The organism is Pseudomonas sp. G166 (assembly GCF_037027455.2).
Lineage (GTDB): Bacteria > Pseudomonadota > Gammaproteobacteria > Pseudomonadales > Pseudomonadaceae > Aquipseudomonas.
In genome coordinates, this window is sequence record NZ_CP146985.1 from 768,304 (window position 1) to 790,444 (window position 22,141).

The window sequence follows — 22,141 nt, forward strand, 5'->3', positions numbered from 1 at the left end:
CTGAACTGGACGCCCGATGAACCTCCGTACCATTCTGATTCTTGGCGCCCTGAGCGCTTTCGGTCCCTTGGCGATCGATTTCTATTTGCCCGCTTTTCCGGCGATGGCCACGGCCTTCGGTACCGACGAAAAGCACATCCAATTAACCCTGGCGGCTTATTTTCTCGGCTTATCCATTGGGCAACTGGCCTACGGGCCGGTGGCGGATCGGTTCGGGCGGCGCATTCCGCTACTGACCGGTGTCGGCTTGTTCACCTTGGCGTCCCTGGCCTGCGCCTACGCGCCGAGTCTCGAATGGCTGATCGGTGCCCGCTTCGTCCAGGCCCTGGGTGGGTGCGCCGGGATGGTGATTTCCCGGGCGGTGGTCAGCGATAAATGCGACGCGGTGGGTTCGGCCAAGGTGTTTTCGCAGTTGATGCTGGTGATGGGGCTGGCGCCGATTCTCGCGCCGATGCTGGGTGGGTTGCTGGTGAACCTGCATGGCTGGCAGTCAATCTTCATTGCCCTGACCGTGTTCAGCGCATTGGCGTCGACGGCGGTGGCCTTGTGGCTGCCGGAAAGCTTGCCGGACTATGTGCCTAGGCAACCGTTGTCGGGGGCGTTGCGCCAATATGGCCGGTTATTGACCGACGCCGTCTACTTCGGCCATGCGCTAACGGGGGGCATCGCTATCGCTGGGATGTTTGCCTACATCGCCGGTTCGCCTTTTGTCTTCATCAAGCTCTATGGTGTACCGGCCGAGCATTTCGGTTGGCTGTTCGGCACCAACGCGGCGGGCTTCATCCTGGTGGCACAGGTCAATGCCCGGTTGTTGTCCCGACGAGGTCCGGCGTTCCTGCTGGGCCGCGCGGTATGGATCTACCTGGCCGCCGGACTGACGCTGCTGGCTGTCAGCGCCTTGCAGCCGGTGCATTTGTGGCCATTGCTGATTCCGCTGTTTATCTGTATCTCCAGCCTGGGTTGCATCCTTCCCAACGCGTCAGCCTGCGCGATGAACGGGCAGGGCGCCCGCGCCGGCAGCGCTTCGGCGATGCTGGGTTGCCTGCAGTTTTCCGTGGCCGCCGGGGCTGCCGCATTGGTGGCGGCGCTGCACGACGGCAGCGCCGTACCGATGGCGCTGGTCATCAGCCTTTGCGGACTGTTGGTGGTGAGTGCTGCGATGCTGACCCGCCGCCTGCAAAATGCCCGGACGCTGGCCCAGGCCAGTCGCCAGGGCTGATTCAGCTGGCCGCGCGCTGCTGCTGTTCGGGGAAATGATGGGGCGCGTGAAGTCGCGCTTGCAGGGTATTGGTGAAGGCCTGGGCTTCGGCCTCGGTGCGGAAGGTCACGACGTGCTGGTCGAGGCGCACCTGCCATTGGGATTTTGCCACTTCTTTTATCAGGATCTTCATTGCTGACCTCCTCACGTAAAAGATTGCGTTGCAAAGGCCTCGAGTGTAGACCGGAATGCGATCGTAATTGTGACAAGGGTCAATTGTCGGACTGACGGTTGAATCGCCTACCAGTGACGCAAGCACCGTGGCGAGGGAGCTTGCTCGCGCTTGGGGACGCAGCAACCATATTGGAGCCGCTGCGCAGCCCAGCGGGAGCAAGCTCCCTCGCCACATTGAGTTAACAAGCCAAGAGTTCTGGCTGCCACAAAATAGTCAGAAGCCCTCAAGCACAATCTTGCCCTTGGACTTCCCGCTCTCCAGCAGCGCATGGGCCCGGCGCAGGTTCTCGGCGTTGATGGTGCCGAAATGCTCGCCGACGGTGGTTCTCAGCGTGCCGGCGTCGATCAGTGCGGCCACGCGGTTGAGCAGTTTATGTTGTTCGATCATGTCGGCCGTTTCGAACAGCGAGCGGGTGTACATGAACTCCCAATGCAACGACAGGCTCTTGCGCTTGAGCTTGGTCACGTCCAATGCCTTGGGATCATCGATCAATGCCAGTTTGCCCTGGGGCGCCAAGGCTTCGACCAATTGATCCAGGTGCTGGTCGGTCTGGGTCAGGCTGGCGACGTGAGTCACCTGAGGCTGGCCGGCTTGCTTCAGTACTTCGCTCAACGGCTGGCTGTGGTCGATCACCAGGTCGGCGCCCAAGTCACGCACCCAATCGTGGGTCTGTGCCCGGGAAGCGGTGCCTATGACTTTCAGTCCGGTGAGCTGGCTGGCCAGTTGCGTCAGGATCGAACCCACGCCTCCTGCAGCGCCGACGATCAACAGGCTCTGGCCCTGGTCGCTCTGGCCTTCCTGGATCTGCAGCCGCTCGAACAACAACTCCCAGGCCGTAATGGCCGTCAGTGGCAGCGCCGCCGCTTCGGCGAAACCGAGGGTCTTGGGCATGTGGCCGACGATGCGCTCATCCACCACATGCAATTCGCTGTTGCCACCGGCCCGGGCGATGGAGCCGGCGTAGAACACCTTGTCGCCAGCCTTGAACAGCGAGACTTCACTGCCCACCGCCTTCACCACGCCAGCCACGTCCCAACCCAACACTTTGGCAACGCCGCCTTCGGGCTGGACGTTCTGGCGGACCTTGGTGTCCACCGGGTTGACCGAGATAGCCTTGACCTCCACCAACAAGTCCCTGGGGCCTGCGACGGGTTCCGGCAGTTCGATGTCTTGCAGCGATTGCACGTCGGTGATGGGCAGCGAATGGTAGTAGGCGATGGCTTTCATGAAGCGGCTCCGTGAGATGAGTTCAATGAAGCCATGGTTAGCTATTTATCAGCGAGATAAAACCGGCTAAAAGAACAGGGTCTTTCAATATTTTTTTGATAATGGAGTCGTCATGCTTCGATTCGATGACTTGCAGCTATTCGTCCGGGCGGCAGATCTGGGCAGTCTCTCGGCTGCGGCCAGGGTCATGGACCTGTCGGCGGCGGTGGCCAGTGCCGCATTGAAGCGGATTGAGCTGCACCTGGGCGCGCGGCTGTTGGCCCGCTCAACCCGTAGCCTGCGTCTGACTGCCGAGGGGGAAGGTTTCCTTGAATATGCCCGCGCCGCGCTGGGCAGTCTCGAAGAGGGGCGACGATTGTTGACCAGCGGCCAGGATCAGGTCAGCGGGGTGTTGCAGTTGTCCGCGCCCTCGGACCTGGGGCGCAACCTGCTGCTGCCCTGGCTCGACGCATTCCAGCGCGAGCACCCCGGGCTGACTGTGCGGCTGCTGCTGGGCGATCGCATTGCCGACCTGTTCAAGCAACCGGTGGACATCGCACTGCGTTATGGCGAGCCGGAAGATTCGAGCCTGGTGGCCTTGCCTGTCGCACCAGACAATTACCGGGTGCTGTGTGCGTCACCGGATTACCTGGCACGCCATGGTGAGCCCCAACAGTTGGAGCAACTGGCCCAGCACAACTGCCTGCTGTACATGCTCGGAACCCGGGTGCATGACCGTTGGTGCTTTCATGACGGCAAACGGGAAATGAGCCTCACCGTCAGCGGGGATCGTTTCAGCGACGATGCCGATGTGGTGCGACGCTGGGCGGTGGCGGGGGCGGGGATCGCCTACAAGTCATGGCTGGATGTCTCCACCGATGTGCTGGCCGGGCGTCTGAAGATCCTTTTACCGCAGCTGCGATGCGAGCGCGCGCCGCTCAATCTGCTGTGTGCCCATCGGGCGCAATTGAGCAAACCCATCAAGCTGCTGCGGGAAATGCTCAAGGTCCGTTGCGGTCGGTTGACGGCACAATTTCCACTCTCGACGGGGGATGACTATTAGTCGCGTGCAAATAGAGACTTTTCCCTCACGAACAATCGCCTCCAAAGGTTTCCGGAGGACAGGAAAGCTTGATCGTCACGCTTATACTAGCGGCCGCCTGAGTCGGCGCGGCATTGAGTGCGGCGTCGCGCGATTTGCAGCGCCAGAGCCGTAGACGAATGATTCAACAGGGAGTGAATACATGGAACATGCACCTTGCATCAGCCAGATCGCCACGCTGCTGGCCGACCCCAAGCGCAGCGCAATGATGTGGGCCTTGATGGACGGCACGGCCCGACAGGCTGAAGAGTTGGCTTTACTGGCCGGGCTGTCGCCGTCCTCGGCCAATGCTCATCTGGGACGTCTGTCCGCTGGAGGCCTGTTGAAAGTCGAAGCCCGGGGCCGCAAGCGTTTTTTCCGTCTGGCAGCGCCCGAGATCGGTGCTGCTGTCGAGGCGTTGGCCAGCGCGACTCTGGTCAGCACGCCGCGACAGATTCCGGACGTCTTCAAGCGCGGCATCATGCCCAGCAAGGCACCGTCGGCACCTGCCTCATTGATGCGGGCCAGGCTCTGCGATGATCATCTGGGCGGTACTCTGGCGGCTGACCTGTATCAGCGACTGCTGGATGCCGGGTGGATCGAACAGTTTGACCAGCGGGTGATCGTCACCCATAAAGGCGCCAATCAGTTGGCCGGCCACGGCCTGTTCATCCAGGCGCTGGCCCACCGCAACGCCCGCATCGCTTGCCCCTGCCCGGACTGGAGCGAGCGTCGCCCGCACCTGGGAGGAGCGCTGGGGGCGGCGCTGTTGCAGCTGTTCATGCAGTCCGGCTGGCTGAGCCTGCCCAATGATTCGCGGGCGTTGCAGGTGACGGTGGTCGGCCAGCAGGAAATTCACCGGTTCGCCCGGCAGGAGACTCTGGAGATGGCGCTGTAACACGTCGCTCAGGGCTGTCGGCAGGTCGTATCCAGCAATAACCATCGGCAAGGTTCGCGCACACTCGGTCCGGGGAACTATCGGATTGGGGGATGCACATGGACACTCAAGGTTACAGCGCGGCGGAACGCCTGGAGCGGCTGCCCATCAGCGGCTATCACCGGGTTATTTTCATCATTATTGCCCTGGCGTTTTTCTTCGACTCCATGGACCTGGCGATGATGACGTTCCTGCTGGGGTCGATCAAAACCGAGTTCGGCCTGAGCAGCGCCCAGGCCGGTTTGCTGGCCAGTTCGAGCTTTTTCGGCATGGTGCTGGGGGCGTCGCTGTCGGGCATGCTGGCCGATCGCTTCGGGCGTAAACCGGTGTTCCAGTGGAGCATCGTATTGTGGGGTGTCGCCAGTTACCTGTGCTCCACAGCCCAGGACATCGAGACACTGACGCTGTTTCGTATCTTGTTGGGCGTCGGCATGGGCATGGAATTTCCGATTGCCCAGTCGATGCTCTCGGAACTGATCCCGGCCAAGCGTCGGGGGCGCTACATCGCATTGATGGACGGCTTCTGGCCGCTGGGCTTCGTGGCGGCGGGTGTGCTGTCATATTTCCTGTTGCCGGTGATCGGCTGGCGCGACATCTTTCTGGTGCTGGCGGTACCGGCGGTGTTTGTCCTGGTCATTCGTTTCTTCATCCCCGAGTCACCGCGCTGGCTGGAGCAAGCCGGACGGGGTGATGAAGCCGATGCCGTGCTCACGCGAATCGAAGACAAGGTCCGTGCCTCACTGGGGCGGGGGGACCTGCCGGAACCGATCCGCCTGCCGAGGATTGCGAGCACGCCGGGCAATTTCTTTTCGGCCCTGGCGCAGATCTGGTCACCGTTGTATCGCCAGCGCACGATGATGATCTGGAGCGTCTGGTTCTTTGCCTTGCTCGGCTTCTACGGCCTGACATCCTGGCTCAGTGCGTTGTTGCAGCAGTCGGGGTTCGCCGTGACTCAGTCGGTGTATTACACCGTGCTGATTTCTTTGGGTGGGATTCCCGGCTTCCTGATGGCGGCCTGGCTGGTGGAGCGTTGGGGACGCAAGCCGGTGTGCGTCATCACGCTGTTGGGCGGCGGGGCGATGGCGTTTCTTTATGGTCAGAGCGCGGTGTTTGGCGGCAACGTTGGCCTGCTGATCGGCACCGGCCTGCTGATGCAGTTCTTCCTGTTCGGCATGTGGGCGGTGCTCTACACCTACACACCAGAACTCTATCCCACCTCGGCCCGGGCCACAGGCTCTGGCTTTGCTTCGGCGGTCGGGCGCGTCGGTTCGCTACTCGGCCCGCTGGTGACCGGGCTGGTCTTTCCCATCACCGGGCAGGGCGGTGTGTTCGCCCTGGGCGCGCTGTGTTTCGCCGTCGCGGCGGGGGTGGTGTGGTTGTTCGGTATGGAGACGCGGGGGAGGACGTTGGAGGAGTTGAGCGAAGCGACAGTCGCCGATTGAACGCTCGCTATCCCCTGTGGGAGCGAGCTTGCTCGCGATAGCGGTCCGACATCCAACATCGATGTCGACTGATACGTCGCCATCGCGAGCAAGCTCGCTCCCACAGGAATTTCGGTGAGGCTTAAGGTTTTACCAGCCGCGCATCCAGGCTGTTCTGCGCCAGGCGCTTGGCTTGGTCCTGGGTCATGCCCAGATGGGTGTACAGGGCATGGAAGTTTTCCGTGACGTAGCCGCCGAAGTACGCCGGGTCGTCGGAGTTCACCGTCACCTTCACACCGCGCTCGAGCATGTCGAGGATGTTGTGCTGCGACATATCGTCGAACACGCACAGCTTGGTGTTGGACAACGGGCACACGGTCAACGGAATCTGCTCGTCGATGATCCGCTGCATCAGTCGCTCATCTTCGATGGCCCGCACGCCATGGTCGATGCGCTGGATCTTCAGCAGGTCCAAGGCTTCCCAGATGTACTCGGGTGGGCCTTCTTCTCCGGCGTGGGCGACGGTCAGGAAGCCTTCGTTGCGCGCCCGGTCGAATACGCGCTGGAACTTGCTCGGTGGATAGCCCATCTCCGAGCTGTCCAGGCCCACGGCCACGAAGGCATCGCGAAATGGCAGCGCCTGGTCGAGGGTTTTCTCGGCTTGCTCTTCGCTCAGGTGACGCAGGAAGCTCAGGATCAAACCGCTGGTGATACCCAGTTGCTGCTCACCGTCCTTGAGGGCGGCGGCGATGCCGTTGAGCACCACTTCGAACGGCACGCCACGGTCGGTGTGGGTCTGCGGGTCGAAGAACGGTTCGGTGTGGATCACGTTCTGCGCCTTGCAGCGCAACAGGTAGGCCCAGGTCAGGTCGTAGAAGTCCTGGGAGGTGCGCAGCACATCGGCGCCCTGGTAGTACAGGTCGAGAAACTCCTGCAGATTGTTGAAGGCATAGGCCTTGCGCAAGGTGTCGACGTCGCTCCATGGCAGGGCGATCTTGTTGCGTTCAGCCAGGGCGAACAGCAGCTCAGGCTCCAGAGAGCCTTCCAGGTGCAGGTGCAGTTCAGCCTTGGGCAGGGCGTTCAGCCAGTCGTACATGTTCTTTTCTCATCAGCGAATCGATGGTGGGCATTCTACAGGGGCTGACAGCAATGTCTGGTAAAACCTGACCGGCTGATCCACTAACCTGCCTGCTGCTCCCGTCGGTAAGCATAGGTGTCGGCGAAGCGTGACAGCAGGAATTGCGCGCAGGTGGTGGTTGGGTACTTCGGCGGATGGGCCTCGTCCTGGCAACCGGGCAAGCACTGGATCAGCGTGTCGGGGTGCGGCTCGGCAAAGAACGGCATCGAATAACGGTCCACCCCCAGCGGGCTGATCACTCGATGCGGAGTGGACAGGTAACGGTCGTTGCTCCAGCGCGCCATCATGTCGCCAAGGTTGACCACGAACGTGCCGTCGATGGGGGGCGCGTCGATCCATTGGCCGTTGACGTTGCGCACCTGCAGGCCACCGGCGGCGTCCTGGTAGAGCAGGGTGATGCACCCGTAGTCGGTATGGGCACCGGCACCTTGCTGCTCGGCGCTACTGGCAGTCTGGCGTGGCGGGTAATGGATCAGGCGCAGCACGCTCACCGGCTCGTTGAAGCGTGTGTCGAAAAAGTCCCGCTCGATGCCAAGGGCCAGGGTCATGGCCCGTAGCAGGGTTTGGGCAAGGGCCTGCATGTCGCGGTAATGCTGCTCCATCAAGGTTTGCCAACCGCTCAGGTCCGGGTGTCGGTTGGGACCACGCAGGGGCTTTTGCGCCAGCACGTCGGGATGATCGGCTGGCAGGTGCAGGCCCATGTCGAAGGTTTCCTTCAGGTCGCTGGGCTTGGCCGGGTCCAGTTGTTCCGTGGCGATGGCGCCGTAGCCGCGATGGTGGCGGGTCTGGGTGATGTCGATCTTGAGCTTTTCGTCGACGGGCAGGGCGAAGAAACGTTGGGCATTGTCGAGTACCTGGGCGATGCGCGCCGGGCTGATGGGGTGACCCTTGATATAGAAAAAGCCCCACTGGCGGCAGGCGTTGTCGATCTGCTCGGCGACGGTTTGCCAGGCGCTGGGCTCATCGCCGTAGAGAGGGCTGATGTCGATGATGGGCAGGCTGTTCATGCGGCTTTCCTGACTTAAGAATGAAGATCCCTGTGGGAGCGAGCCTGCTCGCGATAGCGATCTGTCAGTCAACATGCCTGTTGAATGTCGGTCCGCTATCGCGAGCAGGCTCGCTCCCACATTGGATCATGTGTTGAGGCCGGGATTATTTCGGAATCTCAGCCTTCATGCCTTCGACGTAATAGTTCATCGAAGCCAGTTCCGCGTTGGTGGCGCTCACGCCCGCCGGGATTTTCTCGACGCCGGCCTGATCCTTGATCGGCCCGGTGAACGGGTGGAAAGTGCCGCTCTCGATGTCGGCGATGATCTGCTCGGCCTCGCTCTTGACCGCTGCGGGCACCAGGTCGCTGATCGGCAGTTTTACCGTGCCTTCCTTCAGGCCGCCCCAGTAATCCTGAGACTTCCAGCTGTGGTCGAGCACGCTCTGGGTCGCCTGGATGTAATGCGGGCCCCAGTCGTTGACGATGGACGTCAGCACCGCCTTGGGACCAAAGTGGGCCATGTCCGAAGCGTAGCCGACCGCATAGACGCCGCGCCGCTCGGCGGCCTGGATCGGTGCCGGGCTGTCAGTGTGCTGGAACACCACATCCACGCCCTGGTCGATCAGCGCGTTGGCGGCGTCGGCTTCCTTGCCCGGGTCGAACCAGGAATTGACCCACACCACTTTGATCTCGCTGCCGGGGTTGTATTTGTTCAAGGCCAGTTGGATGGCGTTGATGTCGCGAATGACTTCCGGGATCGGGAAGGAAGCGACGTAGCCGATCTTCTTGGTCTTGGTCATCTTGGCCGCGAGGAAGCCGCCGACGTAGCGGCCCTCGTAAGTGCGAGCCAGGTAGGTGCCCAGGTTCTTGTCCTGTTTGTAGCCAGTGGCGTGTTCGAAGATCACTTTTGGAAATTGCTTGGCGACTTTGAGCGTCGGGTTCATGTAGCCGAAGGATGTGGTGAAGATCAGGTCATAGTTGTCCTTGGCCATGTTGCGGATCACCCGTTCGGCGTCGGCGCCTTCCGGCACGTTTTCCACGTAGTTGGTGGTGATCTGCTCGCCGAACTTCGCCGCCAGCTCCTTGCGCCCTTGTTCATGCTGATAGGTCCAGCCGTGGTCGCCGATCGGGCCGATGTAGACGAAGCCGACCTTCAGCGGGTCGGCGGCACTGGCACTCAAGCCGGCGCTCAGGCCGACGGCTGCGATGACGGCGCAAAGCAACTTCTTCAAGGGGCGTTTGTGCATGAACTCGAACTCCGTGTTGTTGTGAGGTTGGCTGTACGGCTTCAATGCAAAATGCTGACCAATAGGACAACAAAATCTGTGATCTTTTCGAGGCAGCCATCGCGAGCAAGCTCGCTCCCACAAGGACAACGCAATACCTGTGGGAGCGAGCTTGCTCGCGATGAGGTCCTTGAGATCGATAAAGGTGCACCTGCCACCCACTCGCCACTCCCTGGTGCGTCACTTCGCCCGAACGTTCGCCGCCCCCTATAGTCAGTAGCTCATGACCCCGCCCACGGTGATAGGCCCGCGATGCTCACTCTGCTCAAGCAAGAAAAACTGCTGTTGCTGGCGTTGATCGCCGCATTGATCGCCTACCCGCTGGAACACTGGCTACTGGGCAGCGGGCAGATAGTCGCGCTGCTTGGTGGTTTGGTCCTGATCGGCTTCATCGTCGCGGCCTCCATGCGCGTGGCCCATCACGCCGAACTGCTCGCGGAAAAAGTTGGTGATCCTTACGGCACCATGATCCTGACCTTGTCGGCGGTACTGGTCGAAGTGGTAATCCTGGCGATCATGATGAGTAACGAAGCGTCGCCGACCCTGGTGCGGGACACGATCTACTCGGCGGTGATGCTCGACATCAACGGCATTCTCGGGCTCGCGGCGCTGATGGGCGGGATCAAGCATGGCGAACAGGCTTACAACGACGATTCGGCGCGTACCTACAGCGTGATGATCCTCACCGCCATGGGCGTGTCGATGGTGGTGCCAGAGTTCATTCCCCGCGAGAGCTGGAAAATGTATTCGGCATTTACCATCGGCGCGATGATCGTGTTGTACACCCTGTTCCTACGCATGCAGGTCGGGCCTCACAGTTATTTTTTCAGCTACAGCTATCCTGAGAAACGCCGCAAGAAAGACCCGGTGGAAAACGAGCCGAAACCCATCAGCCTGACATTCTCCATCAGTGCGCTGGTGTTTGGCGTGGTGGTGATCGGTGCGCTGGCCGAAGTCATGTCCAAGGCCATCGACCTGGGCCTGGAAGGCTCGGGGGCGCCGCCGGTGGTCACGGCGATCCTGGTGGCGGCTATCTCTGCGGCACCGGAAATCCTCACCGCCCTGCGCGCTGCCCTGGCAAACCGCATGCAATCGGTGGTGAATATCGCGCTGGGCGCTTCGCTATCGACCGTGATCCTCACAGTGCCGGTGATGGAAGCCATGGCGCTCTATACCGGCCAACCGTTCCAGATGGCCATGACCCCGGTGCAGACGGTGATGATCTTCATCACCTTGATCGTCAGCGCGATCAATCTCAACGATGGCGAAACCAACGCCATCGAAGGCATGACCCACTTTGTGCTGTTTTCGACGTTTATCATGTTGTCGTTGCTGGGACTCTAGGCCCAACACAATCCCCACTGTGGGAGCGAGCGTGCTCGCGATAGCGGTCTTACTGGTTTGGCGTCATCGCGAGCAAGCTCGCTCCCACAGGGGATTTGGGGGCGGTCAGATGCCGGCGATCAATTCCCGTGCCGCCTGGCTGTGATCAGCGATCAACCCCTTCAAGTCCAAGCCTTCGACCTGCCCGTCGATCACCCGCCATTGCCCGCCGACCATCACCCGATCGGCCCGGTCCGCGCCGCACAGCAGCAGGGCCGAGATCGGATCATGGCTGCCGGAGAACCGCAGCTCATCGAGCTTGAACAGCGCCAGGTCCGCTTGCTTGCCCACCGCCAATTCGCCGATATCGCTGCGCCCGAGCAGTTGCGCCGACCCCCGGGTCGCCCAGCCCAGCACGCGTTCCGGGGTAATTGCTTGCGCGCCATAACGCAGGCGCTGGATGTAGAGCGCCTGGCGGGTTTCAAGGATCATGTTCGAGGCGTCATTGGAGGCCGAGCCGTCCACACCCAGGCCCAGTGGAGCACCGGCGGCGGTCAGTTCCAGGGTCGGGCAAATGCCCGAGGCCAGGCGCATGTTGGAACTCGGGCAATGGCAGATGCCAGTGCCGGCGGCGCCGAGACGGGAGATTTCGTCAGGGTTGAAATGAATGCCGTGGGCCAGCCAGGTGCGCGGGCCGAGCCAGCCGACGCTGTCCAGGTAGTCCACGGTGCGCAGGCCGAAGCGTTGCAGGCAGAAGTCTTCTTCATCAAGGGTCTCGGCCAGGTGTGTGTGCAGGCGTACGTCGAGCTTTTCCGCCAGCTCGGCGCTGGCACGCATGATCTCGGGCGTGACTGAAAACGGCGAGCAGGGTGCCAGGGCAATCTGGATCTGCGCGCCGTCGCCGCGTTCGTGGTACTGGGTGATCAAACGCTGGCTGTCGTCGAGAATCACCTGGCCCTGCTGCACGGTCTGCTGCGGCGGCAAGCCCCCGTCGTCCTCGCCCAGGCTCATGGAACCGCGGGTCAGCATCGCGCGCACTCCCAGCTCACGAGCACTTTGCACCTGCACGTCGATGGCATTTTCCAGGCCTTCGGGAAACAGGTAGTGATGATCGGCCGCCGTGGTGCAACCGGAAAGCAGCAGCTCAGCGAGTGCCACTTTGCTCGCCAGGGCAAGTTTTTCCGGGGTCAGTCGCGCCCATACCGGGTAGAGGGTTTTCAACCACGGAAACAGCGGCTGGTTCACCACCGGTGCCCAGGCGCGCGTCAGGGTTTGATAGAAGTGATGATGGGTGTTGATCAGCCCCGGCAGGATCACCTGCTCGCGAGCATCGAAAATGTTGTCACATGGTTGGGCCGGTTGCTGGCCGGCACTCAGCAGCTCGACGATCACACCGTCCTGCAGGACGAGGCCGCCACGGGCATCGAGGTTGTTGGCAGTGAAAATGGCGAGGGGATTTTTTAACCAGGTACGGGTCGCAGGCATGGTGGCCGGCTCCTCTGAAAGTGGGTTCAGGTTAGCCAGCTCAGTGATGCCCTGTCTGCTGATCCAGGGTCGCCGGTGGGGACAGGCGAGGTACGGAGTTTACTCAGGATGTCGGACACATTTCCAGTGCCTAACCGAGATCCAAATGTGGGAGCGAGCTTGCTCGCGATTGCGGCCTTACATTCAACATTGATGTCGACTGACCCGCCGCTATCGCGAGCAAGCTCGCTCCCACAGGATCATCGGTGTCCCACAGGGTATCGGGGTGTTTACCAGGGAATCGTCTCGCCCCTGTAGTTGACGAAATGATGCCCGCCCTTGCCGGCGAAGGCATTGACCTGGTCAATCAACCCGCGGGTACTGGTCTCGACATCGATGTCCGCCCCTTCACCGCCCATGTCGGTTTTCACCCAACCTGGGTGCAGCGATAGCACGGTCAATGCCTGCTCGCCCAGCTGGCTGACAAAGCTGTTGGTCATGGAGTTGAGCGCCGCTTTGCTGGCTTTGTATAGCGCCAGTTCCGGGGCGTCGGGCATGGTCACGCTGCCCAGCACCGAGCTCATGAATGCCAGCACGCCGCTGCCGTCGCGGATCTGGCCGACGAAACGCTGGGCCAGGTTGATCGGCGCCACGGCGTTGGTGAAGAACAACTGGCCAACTTCGGCCAGCGTCGCGCCGCCGGGGCTCTGGTTGTCCGGGCCTTTGACGCCGGCATTGACGAACAGCAGGTCGAAGGTTTCACCCTTGAGCTGTTGGCTCAGGGCGATGACGGCTTGCTGGTCGTCCATGTCGAGCTTTTCGATCCGCACCGGGCCCAGAGCCTTCAACGCCTCTGCGTTCTGCGGGTTGCGCACGGTAGCGGTCACGTTCCAGCCATCGCTGAGCAGGGTCTTCACCAGACCGAGGCCCAAGCCCCGGGAGGCGCCGATGATCAATGCGTTTTTTGCCGAATTCATGAAGGCATCCTTGAGTGAAAGGTCACGGATTTAATGGACAACGTTGCCCGAGCCGTTGTTTCAGCTCGTGACGCAACGCGTCGAGTTCGGTTATGCGGGTTTCGATCAGGTTCAACTTGTCTTGCAGCAATTGCGCTACGGCGCAGTCAGGGTCCTGCGCCTGCCACAGGGCGGCGACGCTGTTGCCGATTTCGCTCAGGGTAAAGCCCAGGCGCTGGGCCGTCTTGATGTAGAGCACCAGTTGCACCATATCGGCGGGGTAGTGGCGATAGCCATTGGCGCTGCGCTGCGCCGCGATCAGGCCGCGCTGTTCGTAGAAGCGCAGCGTGTCACGACTGACGGCGCAGGCTTGAGCGAGTTCACCGATGCGCATGGAGGGTCTCCAGAGGGCTTGACCTTGGAGCATACCCCAGGCTTTAGCCTCTTTGCTTCCCAATTATCTGGAGCAAAGTGTATGTGGACTTTGATGCAATATCGCCGGGTGGTGCGCGGCAGCGCCTGGTACGACCTTATCGTGTCGGCCGTGCTGGCCACGCCGTGGAGCTTTGCGGCGTTGCATAGTGTATTGACGAGCATGGCTCAGCTATTTGACCTGCCTGGAGAACTGCCGCCGTTTGCGCCGGCGCATCTGCTGATGGTGAATCTGCTGGGCTCGATTGTCTGCGTGTGGTCGGTGCTGCGGATTCGGGATCCGCAGCCGCTGTATGGGCGTTATGACGCGGTGGGGCGGTTTTTGTTTTCGACCTGGATGCTGTATGCATTGCTTCATGGGGCCAATGCGGTGTTGTGGGTTTTCCTGTTTCTCGAGTTGGCGTGGGGCTTGGTTCAGGTATTGCCTGTTCGGGCCTCATCGCGAGCAGGCTCGCTCCCACAAGGAGAGATGGGGCGAGCCTGAATTGACGGTTCACCTCGATCAAATGTGGGAGCGAGCTTGCTCGCGATAGGCGCGCCGCGGTCTGCCTCAGTGCCCTGCCTGCCAAGGCTGCCCTAGCGACACCGGCGCATACAGCCGGGTACGCACGGCATCCCGGGACAGCAACACCAGCACCACGATGGTCGCGACATACGGCAGCATCGCCAGCAAGCTCGATGGAATCGCCAGCCCCAACCCCTGGGCTACCAGGTGCAGGATGCTGGCGAGACCGAACAGGTAGGCGCCCAGCAGAAGGCGCCACACTCGCCAACTGGCGAACACCACCAGCGCCAGGGCGATCCAACCGCGCCCGGCGCTCATGTTCTCGGCCCACATCGGCGTATAGGCCAACGACAGGTAGGCGCCGGCCAACCCGGCCATGGCGCCGCCGAACAGCACCGCCAGGGTTCGCACCCGCAACACCGGCAGGCCCATGGCGCTGGCAGCATCGGGATTCTCGCCGACGGCCTGGATGATTAACCCCGTGCGACTTTTCACGATAACCCAGGCCACCAGGGCAAACAGCGCGAAGGACAGGTAAACCAGTAGATCCTGGGCAAACAGCATCCGCCCGATCAACGGGATGTCACTCAGGTAGGGAATAGCCAAAGGCTCGAAGCCCGCCAGCGGCTTGCCGACCCAGGCCGCGCCGACAAAGCTCGACAGGCCCACACCGAAAATCGTCAGGGCCAACCCGGTGGCCACTTGATTGGCGTTGAACACCAGCGCCACCAAGGCGAACAGAGCCGACAACAGCATCCCGGCGGCCATCGCCAGCAGTACGCCGAGCCACAGGTTGCCGCTGTTGAACGCGACGATAAAACCGATCACCGCGCCGAACAGCATCATGCCTTCCTGGCCCAGGTTGAGGACGCCGCTTTTTTCGCAGACCAATTCTCCCAGGGCCACCAGCAACAACGGCGTGCCGCAGCGGACCATGGCGTAGAAGATATTGCTCAACAGGTCGATATCCATCACAGCGCTCCTGCCTGTACGGCGGTGGTCTGGGTGCGCCGGGCCCAGCGCAGATTCAGGCGTGGTCGGTACAGGATCAGTACGTCGCAGGCCAACAGGAAAAACAGCATCATCCCCTGGAACAGTTGGGTGATCGCCTGGGGCAGGTTGAGCGACATTTGCGCGCTCTCGCCGCCGATGTACAGCAACGCCATCAGCAGGCTGGAGAACAGAATGCCGATGGGATTGAGTCGCCCCAGAAAGGCCACGGTAATCGCCGCATAGCCGTAGCCCGGCGACACTTGCGGCACCAGTTGACCGATGGGCCCGGTGACTTCGCAGACGCCGGCCAGTCCGGCCAGTGCACCGCTGATCAACAGCGCCAGCCACACCAGCGGCTTCTGGCGAAAACCGGCAAAACCGGCGGCGCGTGCGTCCAGGCCTAGCACCTTGATCTGAAAGCCGACAAAACTTTTCTGCAGCAAGACCCACACAGCCACCAGCGCCAGCAGGGCGAAATACAACCCGGCATGGACCCGGCCATCCTCCAGCAGCAACGGCAGGCGACTGGCGTCGCCGAACATCGCCGACTCCGGAAAGTTGAACCCCGCCGGGTCTTTCAACGGCCCGTGAACGCAAAACAGCAGCAGGTTCAGCGCGATGTAATTGAGCATGATGCTGGTCAGGATTTCATTGGCATTGAAGCGCGTGCGCAGCCACGCCGTCAGCCCGGCCCAAGCCGCGCCGGCCAGGGTGCCGGTCAGCAGGATCAATACCAGTGCCCAGCGACTTTGCATGCCGATGATGTTCACTGCCAAGGCACTGCCGGCCAGGGCGCCCAGCAGCAGTTGGCCTTCGGCGCCGATGTTCCAGATGCGCGCCTGATACGCCACCGCCAAGCCGAGAGCACACAGCAGGATCGGCAAGGTCTTGACCAGCCACTCGGACACGCCGTACAGGTCACTGATCGGCGCGACCAACAAGGTGTACAAGGTTTGCAATGGGTCATGCCCCAGGGCGATGAACAGCAGCGAGCCACTGCCCAGGGTCAACACGGCGGCCAGCAACGGTGAACACCAGAGCATCAGGCGCGATTGCTGGCCGCGAGGTTCGAGAGAAAGCAGCATGTAAAACTCCGTTAAACCGGCACGGGGACAGGGGATTGGGGGGCGTCGAACTGACCGGCCATCCAACCGCCGACGTCGCTGAGCCGAGTCTCGACCGTAGGGCGCAAGGTCGACAGACGCCCGCCGCACAAGGCGCCAAGGCGGTCGCTGATCTGGAATAGCTCGTCGAGGTCTTCGGAGATCACCAGAATCGCCGCGCCGGCATCGCGCAGGGCAATCAGCGCGCGATGAATGGTCGCCGCCGCGCCGACGTCCACACCCCAGGTCGGGTGAGCGGCCACCAGCAGTTTGGGTTGTTGAAGAATTTCTCGGCCGAGAATGAATTTCTGCAAGTTGCCCCCCGAAAGGCTGCGTGCTGGAGTTTTGGTGTCGGGAGTCTTCACGCCAAAGCGGCGGATGATTTCCTCGGCCAGGCGTTCGACCTTGTTTCGTCTAATCAGGCCATGGCTGACCAGCCCCTGCTGAAATGCACTGAGCAAGGCGTTATCCGCCAGGCTCAGTTGCGGCACTGCGCCGTGGCCCAGGCGTTCGGCCGGGACAAACGCCAGGCCGAGGCGGCGACGGGCATCGGGGCGCAAATGCGCCACGGGTTGCCCGTCGAATCGGATTGTTTCGCCTTGCTGGCGGGGAAGCGGCGTTTCTCCGCTGAGCAACGCCAGCCACTCGTCCTGACCGTTACCTGCCACCCCGGCAATACCAACGATTTCGCCGCTGCGCACCTCCAGGTCGATGTCGCGCAAGGAACAGCCGAACGGGTCCGGATTGTGCCAGGACAGCTTGTTGATCTGTAGAAAGGCTTTGTCTGCGTTGACCTTGGGGTAGTCCGCGATCAGCCCTGCCGCCTCGCCAACCATCAACTGCGCCAGTTCCCGGTCCGAGCATTGCGCCGGTGCGCAATGCCCCGCCACCCGTCCGCTGCGCAGCACCGTGGCGCTGTGGCACAACGCACGCACCTCACCCAGCTTGTGGCTGATAAACAAAATACTGCAGCCCTCGCTCGCCAGTCGGCGCAGGGTCACGAACAGTTCTTCGGCTTCCTGGGGGGTGAGCACCGAGGTCGGTTCATCAAGAATCAGCAAGCGAATGTCCTGCATCAAACAGCGAATGATCTCCACCCTTTGTCGCTCGCCAATCGACAGGCTGTGGACCAGTCGTTGCGGCTCCAGCGCCATGCCATAGCGCCGGGAGACTTCGCGGATCCTGGGTTCCAGTTGCGCCGGTGTACCGGCTGATGCACCCATGGCCAGGGCGATGTTTTGAGCCACGGTGAGGGTTTCGAACAGTGAAAAATGCTGGAACACCATACCGATCCCCAGGCTGCGGGCCTGGGCCGGGTTGCTCAGGGTGACCCGCTGGCCCTGCCAGATCACTTCACCTGAATCGGCATGGGTAACGCCGTAGATAATCTTCATCAGGGTGCTTTTACCCGCGCCATTTTCGCCAAGCAGGGCATGGATTTCGCCGGGCTGAATGCTCAGGTCGATGGCATCGTTGGCCAGGCAACCTGGGTAGCGTTTGCTGATCTTGCGCAATTGCAGGCGTGGTATGGAGTCAGGGTCGGACATGACAGGCTCGGGTCGATGGGCATGAATGCCTGTGGATAAAGCAATTTCCTGGCCATCAGGTCAGGAAATTGCCGTGACCCCGGGGCTCAGGCCTCCAGCGCGTTACCGTTCGGGATTCATGGACATCATTTGGCACTGTATTGGGGCATATGGATTGCAGTGAGCCCGGTTTTGCCCGCTAACAGGTGGTTAAAAAATGAACAAGCGCGTGCAAGCCATGCCCTCCTTGGGGTCGGGGGAGCCATGAACGGGTTATCCACAGGTTGCTCCACAGTTATTGTGCGCAAGCCAGACGCTTGGGCATAAGCACTGGGGGGCTTTCTTCTAAAGGTGATAAACCGATGCAAGCATCTGTTTTACTGAAAGAATTGTTAGCTGGACGAGACTTTGAATAAAAAATGAGCAACCTCCTCAAACCCGCATGACAGAAGGGTTACAGAGGGGTGTGCTCAGGTTATCCACAGCTGGGTGCACAGTGGATGTGGGCAAGTTGAACGACTGTGAGGTGCCCTGAAAAGTCGCAGGCATTCAATCGCAGCGTGTTAACAGAATCCGTCCACGGCTCAGGTCGGCGAGGTGTTTTTGCAGTGTCTGGATTTGTGCCTCACCTACGGCGAGCTGCAGTTCCACGCCATTGGCCGTAAAGCGTTCTTCATTCAGCAGCCCGCCGCATTCGGCCACTCGCAGCTTCACCAGGGGCAGTTGCGCGAACTCGCAGCTGCAATGCAGCGTCACGCGACTGATCAGGGCGATTTTCTCGGCGTTCTGCAGGCATTTGTTCGCCCCGCCGCCGTATGCACGGGCCAGTCCGCCCGTGCCCAACTGAATCCCGCCATACCAGCGGATCACCAACACCACGACCTGGTCACAATCCTGGGCTTCGATGGCCGCCAGGATCGGCCGCCCTGCGGTACCACCTGGCTCGCCATCGTCATTGCTGCGGTATTGGTCGCCAAGTTTCCAGGCCCAGCAATTGTGTGAAGCGTTCAAGTCGCTGCGCTGTTCGATAAAGGCCTGGGCATCGGCGGGGCCGGTGATGGGGGCGGCGTAAGTGATGAAGCGGCTTTTGCGAATCTCTTCGCGGTATTCGCAAAAGCCGGCAAGGGTGAAGGGCATGGGTACCTTAGAGTGCAGGTTTCAGGCCGCAGCCCTTGAGAATGATGCGGATCAGGTTGTCGCCGGCATCGAGCATGTCTTGTTTGGTCAACTTGCTGCGACCGGTCACGCGACAGATCTGGGTGGCGAAGTCGGCGTAATGCTGGGTGCTGCCCCACAACAGGAAGATGAGGTTCACCGGATCGATCGGGTCCATCTTGCCGGCGTCGATCCAGGCTTGGAACACGGCGGCACGACCGTTGAACCAGGCACGATAATCCTGGTTGAAATACTCGGTCAGGCATTCGCCACCGCTGATCACCTCCATGGCAAACAGGCGAGATGCCTGGGGCTGGCGCCGGGAGAACTCCATCTTGGCGCGGATGTAGCGGGTCAGGGCTTCGGCTGGATCGTCCTCGGCGGTGAGGGTATTGAAGGTGCTGTCCCACAATTCGATGATGTTGCTCAGCACCGCGACGTACAACCCGAGTTTATTGGTGAAGTAATAATGCAGGTTCGCCTTGGGCAGTCCGGCCTTCAGGGCGATGGTGTTCATGCTGGTGCCTTTGAATCCGTGACGGGCGAATTCATCTTCGGCGGCCTTGAGGATGGTCTCTTCGTTCTTCTGACGAATGCGACTGGTGGGCTTGCCACCGTGGGCAGGGACTTCAAAGGTCATGGACGTTTCCGGGGCTGGGGCTGTTGGGGGCAAGCAACTGCGTTGATAGCGCACCGGCGGCGATCCGACAAGTGCCATCACACTAAAAGCCTTTCGCTGATGGTCAGACCAACCCCACAAAGGGTATTAGCGAGTCGCCGCCAGGCTCTCGAGAAAACTCTCCAGCACCAGATGCGGACGGCGCCCTTTGCGCGTAACCGACGCCAGGCTCAGGTCGTAGAAACGCACGGTGGGTTTTAGCGCACGCAACCGGCCTTGCTGGACCCAGAGGTTGGCGTAATGATCCGGCAAGTAACCGATGTAGCGCCCGGTAAGAATCAGGAACGCCATGCCTTCGCGGTCCGATGCACTGGCGGTGCAATTGAGCGCCTGGTAATGGGCCTGTATTTCGGCCGGTAGGCGGAAGGTCGGCGCGATAGCGTCCTGGCTATTGAGACGCGCGTCGTCGAGTTGCTGGTCATCCACATAAAACAACGGATGCCCGACCGCGCAATAGAGCAACGACCGTTCGCTGTACAACGGTTGATACTCCAGGCCGGACAGCGCACTGGCCTGCGGCACCACGCCGACATGCAAGCGCCCATCGAGCACGCCTTGCTCGACTTCGTTGGGGGCGATCATGCGAATCTGGATCTGCACGTCGGGCCCACGTTCCTTCAGCTGAGCCAAGGCGTGGGTGATGCGCATGTGGGGCAGGGTGACCAGATTGTCGGTCAGGCCGATGATCAACTCGCCGCGCAAATGCTGGTGCAGGCCGTTGACCTCGGTGCGAAAGCTTTCCAGCGCACTCAACAATTGCAACGCCGATTGATAAACCTCGCGGCCTTCCTCGGTCAACGAAAACCCTGCGCGTCCACGCTGGCACAGACGCAGGCCAAGGCGTTGTTCAAGGTCGCTCATTTGCTGGCTGATGGCCGACCGACCGATGCCGAGCACCGTTTCGGCCGCGGAGAATCCGCCGCATTCCACCACGCTGCGGAAAATGCGCAGCAAGCGGATATCGAAGTCGCTGACCTGGGCCAGCGGATCGGGACGACGAACGCTCATAGTTTAGTGATCCACTGACTGAAGGTTAGAAAAGTTGGATTTCACCGACTTTATCGCCGTGGCAACTTAGTCGCAAGAACACCTTTCGATCCCCTGTCGCTTATGCCCTGCGAGGTTTTGTCGATGAACATGCCCGAACACGCTGCCGGTTCTCTGGCCAGCCAGCTCAAGCTCGATGCCCACTGGATGCCTTACACCGCCAACCGCAATTTCCAGCGCGATCCGCGTTTGATCGTCGCCGCCGAAGGCAGTTGGCTGCAGGATGACAAGGGGCGCAAGGTCTATGACTCGCTGTCGGGCCTGTGGACATGCGGCGCCGGGCACACCCGCAAGGAAATCCAGGAGGCGGTCGCCAAGCAGTTGGGCACCCTCGATTACTCGCCGGGCTTCCAATACGGTCATCCGTTGTCGTTCCAACTGGCGGAAAAAATCACCAGCCTGACCCCGGGCAATCTCAATCATGTGTTCTTCACCGACTCGGGCTCCGAGTGCGCCGATACCGCGGTGAAAATGGTCCGCGCCTACTGGCGTCTCAAAGGCCAGGCGACCAAGACCAAGATGATCGGCCGTGCCCGTGGCTATCACGGCGTGAACATTGCCGGGACCAGTCTTGGTGGCGTCAACGGTAATCGCAAGCTGTTCGGCCAGGCGATGATGGATGTCGACCATTTGCCTCATACCTTGCTGGCGAGCAATGCGTATTCCCGGGGCATGCCGAAGGAGGGTGGCATCGCCTTGGCCGATGAGCTGTTGAAGCTGATCGAACTGCACGATGCCTCCAACATCGCTGCAGTATTCGTCGAGCCAATGGCTGGGTCGGCGGGCGTGCTGGTGCCGCCTGAGGGGTACCTCAAGCGCCTGCGGGAAATCTGCGACCAGCACAGTATTCTGCTGGTGTTCGATGAAGTGATCACCGGTTTCGGTCGCACCGGTTCGATGTTCGGCGCCGATAGTTTTGGCGTGACCCCGGATCTGATGTGCATTGCCAAGCAAGTCACCAATGGCGCGATCCCCATGGGCGCGGTGATTGCCAGCTCGGAGATCTATCAGACCTTCATGAATCAGCCGACCCCCGAGTACGCGGTGGAATTCCCCCATGGCTACACCTACTCGGCGCACCCGGTGGCCTGTGCGGCAGGCTTGGCGGCATTGGACCTGTTGCAAAAGGAAAACCTGGTGCAGAGCGTGGCCGAGGTCGCCCCGCACTTCGAGAATGCCTTGCACGGTTTGAAGGGCTCGAAGAACGTCATCGACATTCGCAACTATGGCCTGGCCGGCGCGATCCAGATCGCGCCGCGCGATGGCGACGCGATCGTACGCCCGTTCGAGGCAGGCATGGCGCTCTGGAAAGCTGGGTTCTATGTGCGGTTCGGCGGCGACACCCTGCAGTTCGGGCCAACGTTCAACAGCAAGCCGCAGGACCTGGATCGTCTGTTTGACGCAGTGGGCGAGGTGCTGAACAAGCTCGACTGACGGATCCTTCTATATAGCTTTCATAACGGGCGTC

The 22,141-nt window shown here is 61.2% G+C and carries 21 protein-coding genes; 7 read left to right on the top strand and 14 right to left on the bottom strand.

The window, feature by feature from the left end; all coding sequences use genetic code 11:
* The first annotated feature begins 16 nt into the window (after nucleotides 1–16).
* Nucleotides 17–1,219: a multidrug effflux MFS transporter gene (locus SGN16_RS03345; RefSeq protein WP_335946029.1), complete on the top strand. Its 1,203-nt coding sequence runs from the start codon at nucleotides 17–19 to the stop codon at nucleotides 1,217–1,219.
* A gap of 1 nt (nucleotide 1,220) precedes the next feature.
* Here the strand turns inward: SGN16_RS03345 and SGN16_RS03350 are convergent, their stop codons facing one another.
* Together SGN16_RS03350 and SGN16_RS03355 are read right to left on the bottom strand one after the other, a co-directional pair.
* The gene (locus SGN16_RS03350) at nucleotides 1,221–1,391 is read right to left on the bottom strand and encodes a hypothetical protein (RefSeq protein WP_210642690.1); all 171 of its coding nucleotides are present in this window, start codon (nucleotides 1,389–1,391) and stop codon (nucleotides 1,221–1,223) included.
* Between the two features lie 255 nt (nucleotides 1,392–1,646).
* Entirely contained in the window at nucleotides 1,647–2,660 is a 1,014-nt protein-coding gene (locus SGN16_RS03355; protein ID WP_335946030.1) for a zinc-binding alcohol dehydrogenase family protein, read from the bottom strand.
* A 112-nt stretch (nucleotides 2,661–2,772) separates the two neighbouring features.
* Between SGN16_RS03355 and SGN16_RS03360 the strand changes: the two genes are divergently transcribed.
* The 3 genes from SGN16_RS03360 to SGN16_RS03370 all read left to right on the top strand — a co-directional run bounded on the left by SGN16_RS03360 (nucleotide 2,773) and on the right by SGN16_RS03370 (nucleotide 6,099).
* Nucleotides 2,773–3,702 (top strand): LysR family transcriptional regulator, encoded by a 930-nt coding sequence (locus SGN16_RS03360; RefSeq protein WP_335946031.1) that lies wholly within the window; start codon nucleotides 2,773–2,775, stop codon nucleotides 3,700–3,702.
* A gap of 181 nt (nucleotides 3,703–3,883) precedes the next feature.
* Nucleotides 3,884–4,618, top strand: coding sequence for a helix-turn-helix transcriptional regulator (locus tag SGN16_RS03365; protein WP_210642693.1), 735 nt, complete (start codon nucleotides 3,884–3,886; stop codon nucleotides 4,616–4,618).
* Between the two features lie 98 nt (nucleotides 4,619–4,716).
* Nucleotides 4,717–6,099, top strand: coding sequence for an MFS transporter (locus SGN16_RS03370; protein WP_335946032.1), 1,383 nt, complete (start codon nucleotides 4,717–4,719; stop codon nucleotides 6,097–6,099).
* Nucleotides 6,100–6,220: 121 nt separating this feature from the next.
* Here SGN16_RS03370 and SGN16_RS03375 read toward each other — a convergent pair whose 3' ends face one another.
* From SGN16_RS03375 to SGN16_RS03385, 3 genes are all read right to left on the bottom strand, one after another.
* Nucleotides 6,221–7,174, bottom strand: a complete 954-nt coding sequence (locus tag SGN16_RS03375) for an adenosine deaminase (protein ID WP_335946033.1) — start codon at nucleotides 7,172–7,174, stop codon at nucleotides 6,221–6,223.
* Between the two features lie 83 nt (nucleotides 7,175–7,257).
* On the bottom strand, nucleotides 7,258–8,223 hold the full coding sequence (locus SGN16_RS03380; protein WP_335946034.1) for a 2-oxoglutarate and iron-dependent oxygenase domain-containing protein: 966 nt from the start codon (nucleotides 8,221–8,223) through the stop codon (nucleotides 7,258–7,260).
* A 145-nt stretch (nucleotides 8,224–8,368) separates the two neighbouring features.
* Nucleotides 8,369–9,451, bottom strand: a complete 1,083-nt coding sequence (locus SGN16_RS03385; RefSeq protein WP_210642696.1) for a BMP family ABC transporter substrate-binding protein — start codon at nucleotides 9,449–9,451, stop codon at nucleotides 8,369–8,371.
* Between the two features lie 291 nt (nucleotides 9,452–9,742).
* Between SGN16_RS03385 and SGN16_RS03390 the strand changes: the two genes are divergently transcribed.
* Complete coding sequence (locus SGN16_RS03390; protein WP_335946035.1) at nucleotides 9,743–10,834, top strand: calcium:proton antiporter; 1,092 nt, start codon at nucleotides 9,743–9,745, stop codon at nucleotides 10,832–10,834.
* A gap of 105 nt (nucleotides 10,835–10,939) precedes the next feature.
* Here the strand turns inward: SGN16_RS03390 and SGN16_RS03395 are convergent, their stop codons facing one another.
* The 3 genes from SGN16_RS03395 to SGN16_RS03405 form a co-directional block, all read right to left on the bottom strand.
* Nucleotides 10,940–12,298 (bottom strand): 8-oxoguanine deaminase, encoded by a 1,359-nt coding sequence (locus tag SGN16_RS03395; protein ID WP_335946036.1) that lies wholly within the window; start codon nucleotides 12,296–12,298, stop codon nucleotides 10,940–10,942.
* A 269-nt stretch (nucleotides 12,299–12,567) separates the two neighbouring features.
* Nucleotides 12,568–13,254 carry an SDR family oxidoreductase gene (locus tag SGN16_RS03400; protein WP_210642699.1) on the bottom strand — a complete coding sequence of 229 codons (687 nt, stop codon included), beginning with the start codon at nucleotides 13,252–13,254 and terminating at the stop codon, nucleotides 12,568–12,570.
* A gap of 22 nt (nucleotides 13,255–13,276) precedes the next feature.
* Nucleotides 13,277–13,627: a MerR family transcriptional regulator gene (locus tag SGN16_RS03405; RefSeq protein WP_210642700.1), complete on the bottom strand. Its 351-nt coding sequence runs from the start codon at nucleotides 13,625–13,627 to the stop codon at nucleotides 13,277–13,279.
* A gap of 81 nt (nucleotides 13,628–13,708) precedes the next feature.
* Here SGN16_RS03405 and SGN16_RS03410 point away from each other — a divergent pair, with 81 nt between their 5' ends.
* The gene (locus SGN16_RS03410) at nucleotides 13,709–14,149 is read left to right on the top strand and encodes a hypothetical protein (protein WP_210642701.1); all 441 of its coding nucleotides are present in this window, start codon (nucleotides 13,709–13,711) and stop codon (nucleotides 14,147–14,149) included.
* A 66-nt stretch (nucleotides 14,150–14,215) separates the two neighbouring features.
* Here the strand turns inward: SGN16_RS03410 and SGN16_RS03415 are convergent, their stop codons facing one another.
* The 6 genes from SGN16_RS03415 to SGN16_RS03440 form a co-directional block, all read right to left on the bottom strand.
* Nucleotides 14,216–15,142, bottom strand: coding sequence for an ABC transporter permease (locus SGN16_RS03415; RefSeq protein ID WP_210642702.1), 927 nt, complete (start codon nucleotides 15,140–15,142; stop codon nucleotides 14,216–14,218).
* Nucleotides 15,142–16,248 carry an ABC transporter permease gene (locus SGN16_RS03420; RefSeq protein ID WP_210642703.1) on the bottom strand — a complete coding sequence of 369 codons (1,107 nt, stop codon included), beginning with the start codon at nucleotides 16,246–16,248 and terminating at the stop codon, nucleotides 15,142–15,144. The genes SGN16_RS03415 and SGN16_RS03420 overlap by 1 nt, the downstream gene beginning before the upstream one ends.
* Nucleotides 16,249–16,259: 11 nt before the next feature.
* On the bottom strand, nucleotides 16,260–17,813 hold the full coding sequence (locus tag SGN16_RS03425) for an ABC transporter ATP-binding protein (protein ID WP_335946037.1): 1,554 nt from the start codon (nucleotides 17,811–17,813) through the stop codon (nucleotides 16,260–16,262).
* A 528-nt stretch (nucleotides 17,814–18,341) separates the two neighbouring features.
* Nucleotides 18,342–18,929 (bottom strand): YigZ family protein, encoded by a 588-nt coding sequence (locus SGN16_RS03430; RefSeq protein ID WP_335946038.1) that lies wholly within the window; start codon nucleotides 18,927–18,929, stop codon nucleotides 18,342–18,344.
* A gap of 7 nt (nucleotides 18,930–18,936) precedes the next feature.
* Nucleotides 18,937–19,587 (bottom strand): TetR/AcrR family transcriptional regulator, encoded by a 651-nt coding sequence (locus SGN16_RS03435; RefSeq protein WP_335946039.1) that lies wholly within the window; start codon nucleotides 19,585–19,587, stop codon nucleotides 18,937–18,939.
* Nucleotides 19,588–19,713: 126 nt separating this feature from the next.
* Nucleotides 19,714–20,634 carry a LysR family transcriptional regulator gene (locus tag SGN16_RS03440; protein ID WP_335946040.1) on the bottom strand — a complete coding sequence of 307 codons (921 nt, stop codon included), beginning with the start codon at nucleotides 20,632–20,634 and terminating at the stop codon, nucleotides 19,714–19,716.
* Between the two features lie 123 nt (nucleotides 20,635–20,757).
* Between SGN16_RS03440 and SGN16_RS03445 the strand changes: the two genes are divergently transcribed.
* On the top strand, nucleotides 20,758–22,107 hold the full coding sequence (locus tag SGN16_RS03445; protein ID WP_135843544.1) for an aspartate aminotransferase family protein: 1,350 nt from the start codon (nucleotides 20,758–20,760) through the stop codon (nucleotides 22,105–22,107).
* Nucleotides 22,108–22,141: the final 34 nt, after the last annotated feature.

Bases quoted from the DNA above. Each gene is read 5' to 3' on its own strand.
- SGN16_RS03345 (WP_335946029.1), top strand. From the start codon at position 17: ATGAACCTCCGTACCATTCTGATTCTTGGCGCCCTGAGCGCTTTCGGT.
- SGN16_RS03350 (WP_210642690.1), bottom strand. From the start codon at position 1,391: ATGAAGATCCTGATAAAAGAAGTGGCAAAATCCCAATGGCAGGTGCGC.
- SGN16_RS03355 (WP_335946030.1), bottom strand. From the start codon at position 2,660: ATGAAAGCCATCGCCTACTACCATTCGCTGCCCATCACCGACGTGCAA.
- SGN16_RS03360 (WP_335946031.1), top strand. From the start codon at position 2,773: ATGCTTCGATTCGATGACTTGCAGCTATTCGTCCGGGCGGCAGATCTG.
- SGN16_RS03365 (WP_210642693.1), top strand. From the start codon at position 3,884: ATGGAACATGCACCTTGCATCAGCCAGATCGCCACGCTGCTGGCCGAC.
- SGN16_RS03370 (WP_335946032.1), top strand. From the start codon at position 4,717: ATGGACACTCAAGGTTACAGCGCGGCGGAACGCCTGGAGCGGCTGCCC.
- SGN16_RS03375 (WP_335946033.1), bottom strand. From the start codon at position 7,174: ATGTACGACTGGCTGAACGCCCTGCCCAAGGCTGAACTGCACCTGCAC.
- SGN16_RS03380 (WP_335946034.1), bottom strand. From the start codon at position 8,223: ATGAACAGCCTGCCCATCATCGACATCAGCCCTCTCTACGGCGATGAG.
- SGN16_RS03385 (WP_210642696.1), bottom strand. From the start codon at position 9,451: ATGCACAAACGCCCCTTGAAGAAGTTGCTTTGCGCCGTCATCGCAGCC.
- SGN16_RS03390 (WP_335946035.1), top strand. From the start codon at position 9,743: ATGCTCACTCTGCTCAAGCAAGAAAAACTGCTGTTGCTGGCGTTGATC.
- SGN16_RS03395 (WP_335946036.1), bottom strand. From the start codon at position 12,298: ATGCCTGCGACCCGTACCTGGTTAAAAAATCCCCTCGCCATTTTCACT.
- SGN16_RS03400 (WP_210642699.1), bottom strand. From the start codon at position 13,254: ATGAATTCGGCAAAAAACGCATTGATCATCGGCGCCTCCCGGGGCTTG.
- SGN16_RS03405 (WP_210642700.1), bottom strand. From the start codon at position 13,627: ATGCGCATCGGTGAACTCGCTCAAGCCTGCGCCGTCAGTCGTGACACG.
- SGN16_RS03410 (WP_210642701.1), top strand. From the start codon at position 13,709: ATGTGGACTTTGATGCAATATCGCCGGGTGGTGCGCGGCAGCGCCTGG.
- SGN16_RS03415 (WP_210642702.1), bottom strand. From the start codon at position 15,142: ATGGATATCGACCTGTTGAGCAATATCTTCTACGCCATGGTCCGCTGC.
- SGN16_RS03420 (WP_210642703.1), bottom strand. From the start codon at position 16,248: ATGCTGCTTTCTCTCGAACCTCGCGGCCAGCAATCGCGCCTGATGCTC.
- SGN16_RS03425 (WP_335946037.1), bottom strand. From the start codon at position 17,813: ATGTCCGACCCTGACTCCATACCACGCCTGCAATTGCGCAAGATCAGC.
- SGN16_RS03430 (WP_335946038.1), bottom strand. From the start codon at position 18,929: ATGCCCTTCACCCTTGCCGGCTTTTGCGAATACCGCGAAGAGATTCGC.
- SGN16_RS03435 (WP_335946039.1), bottom strand. From the start codon at position 19,587: ATGACCTTTGAAGTCCCTGCCCACGGTGGCAAGCCCACCAGTCGCATT.
- SGN16_RS03440 (WP_335946040.1), bottom strand. From the start codon at position 20,634: ATGAGCGTTCGTCGTCCCGATCCGCTGGCCCAGGTCAGCGACTTCGAT.
- SGN16_RS03445 (WP_135843544.1), top strand. From the start codon at position 20,758: ATGAACATGCCCGAACACGCTGCCGGTTCTCTGGCCAGCCAGCTCAAG.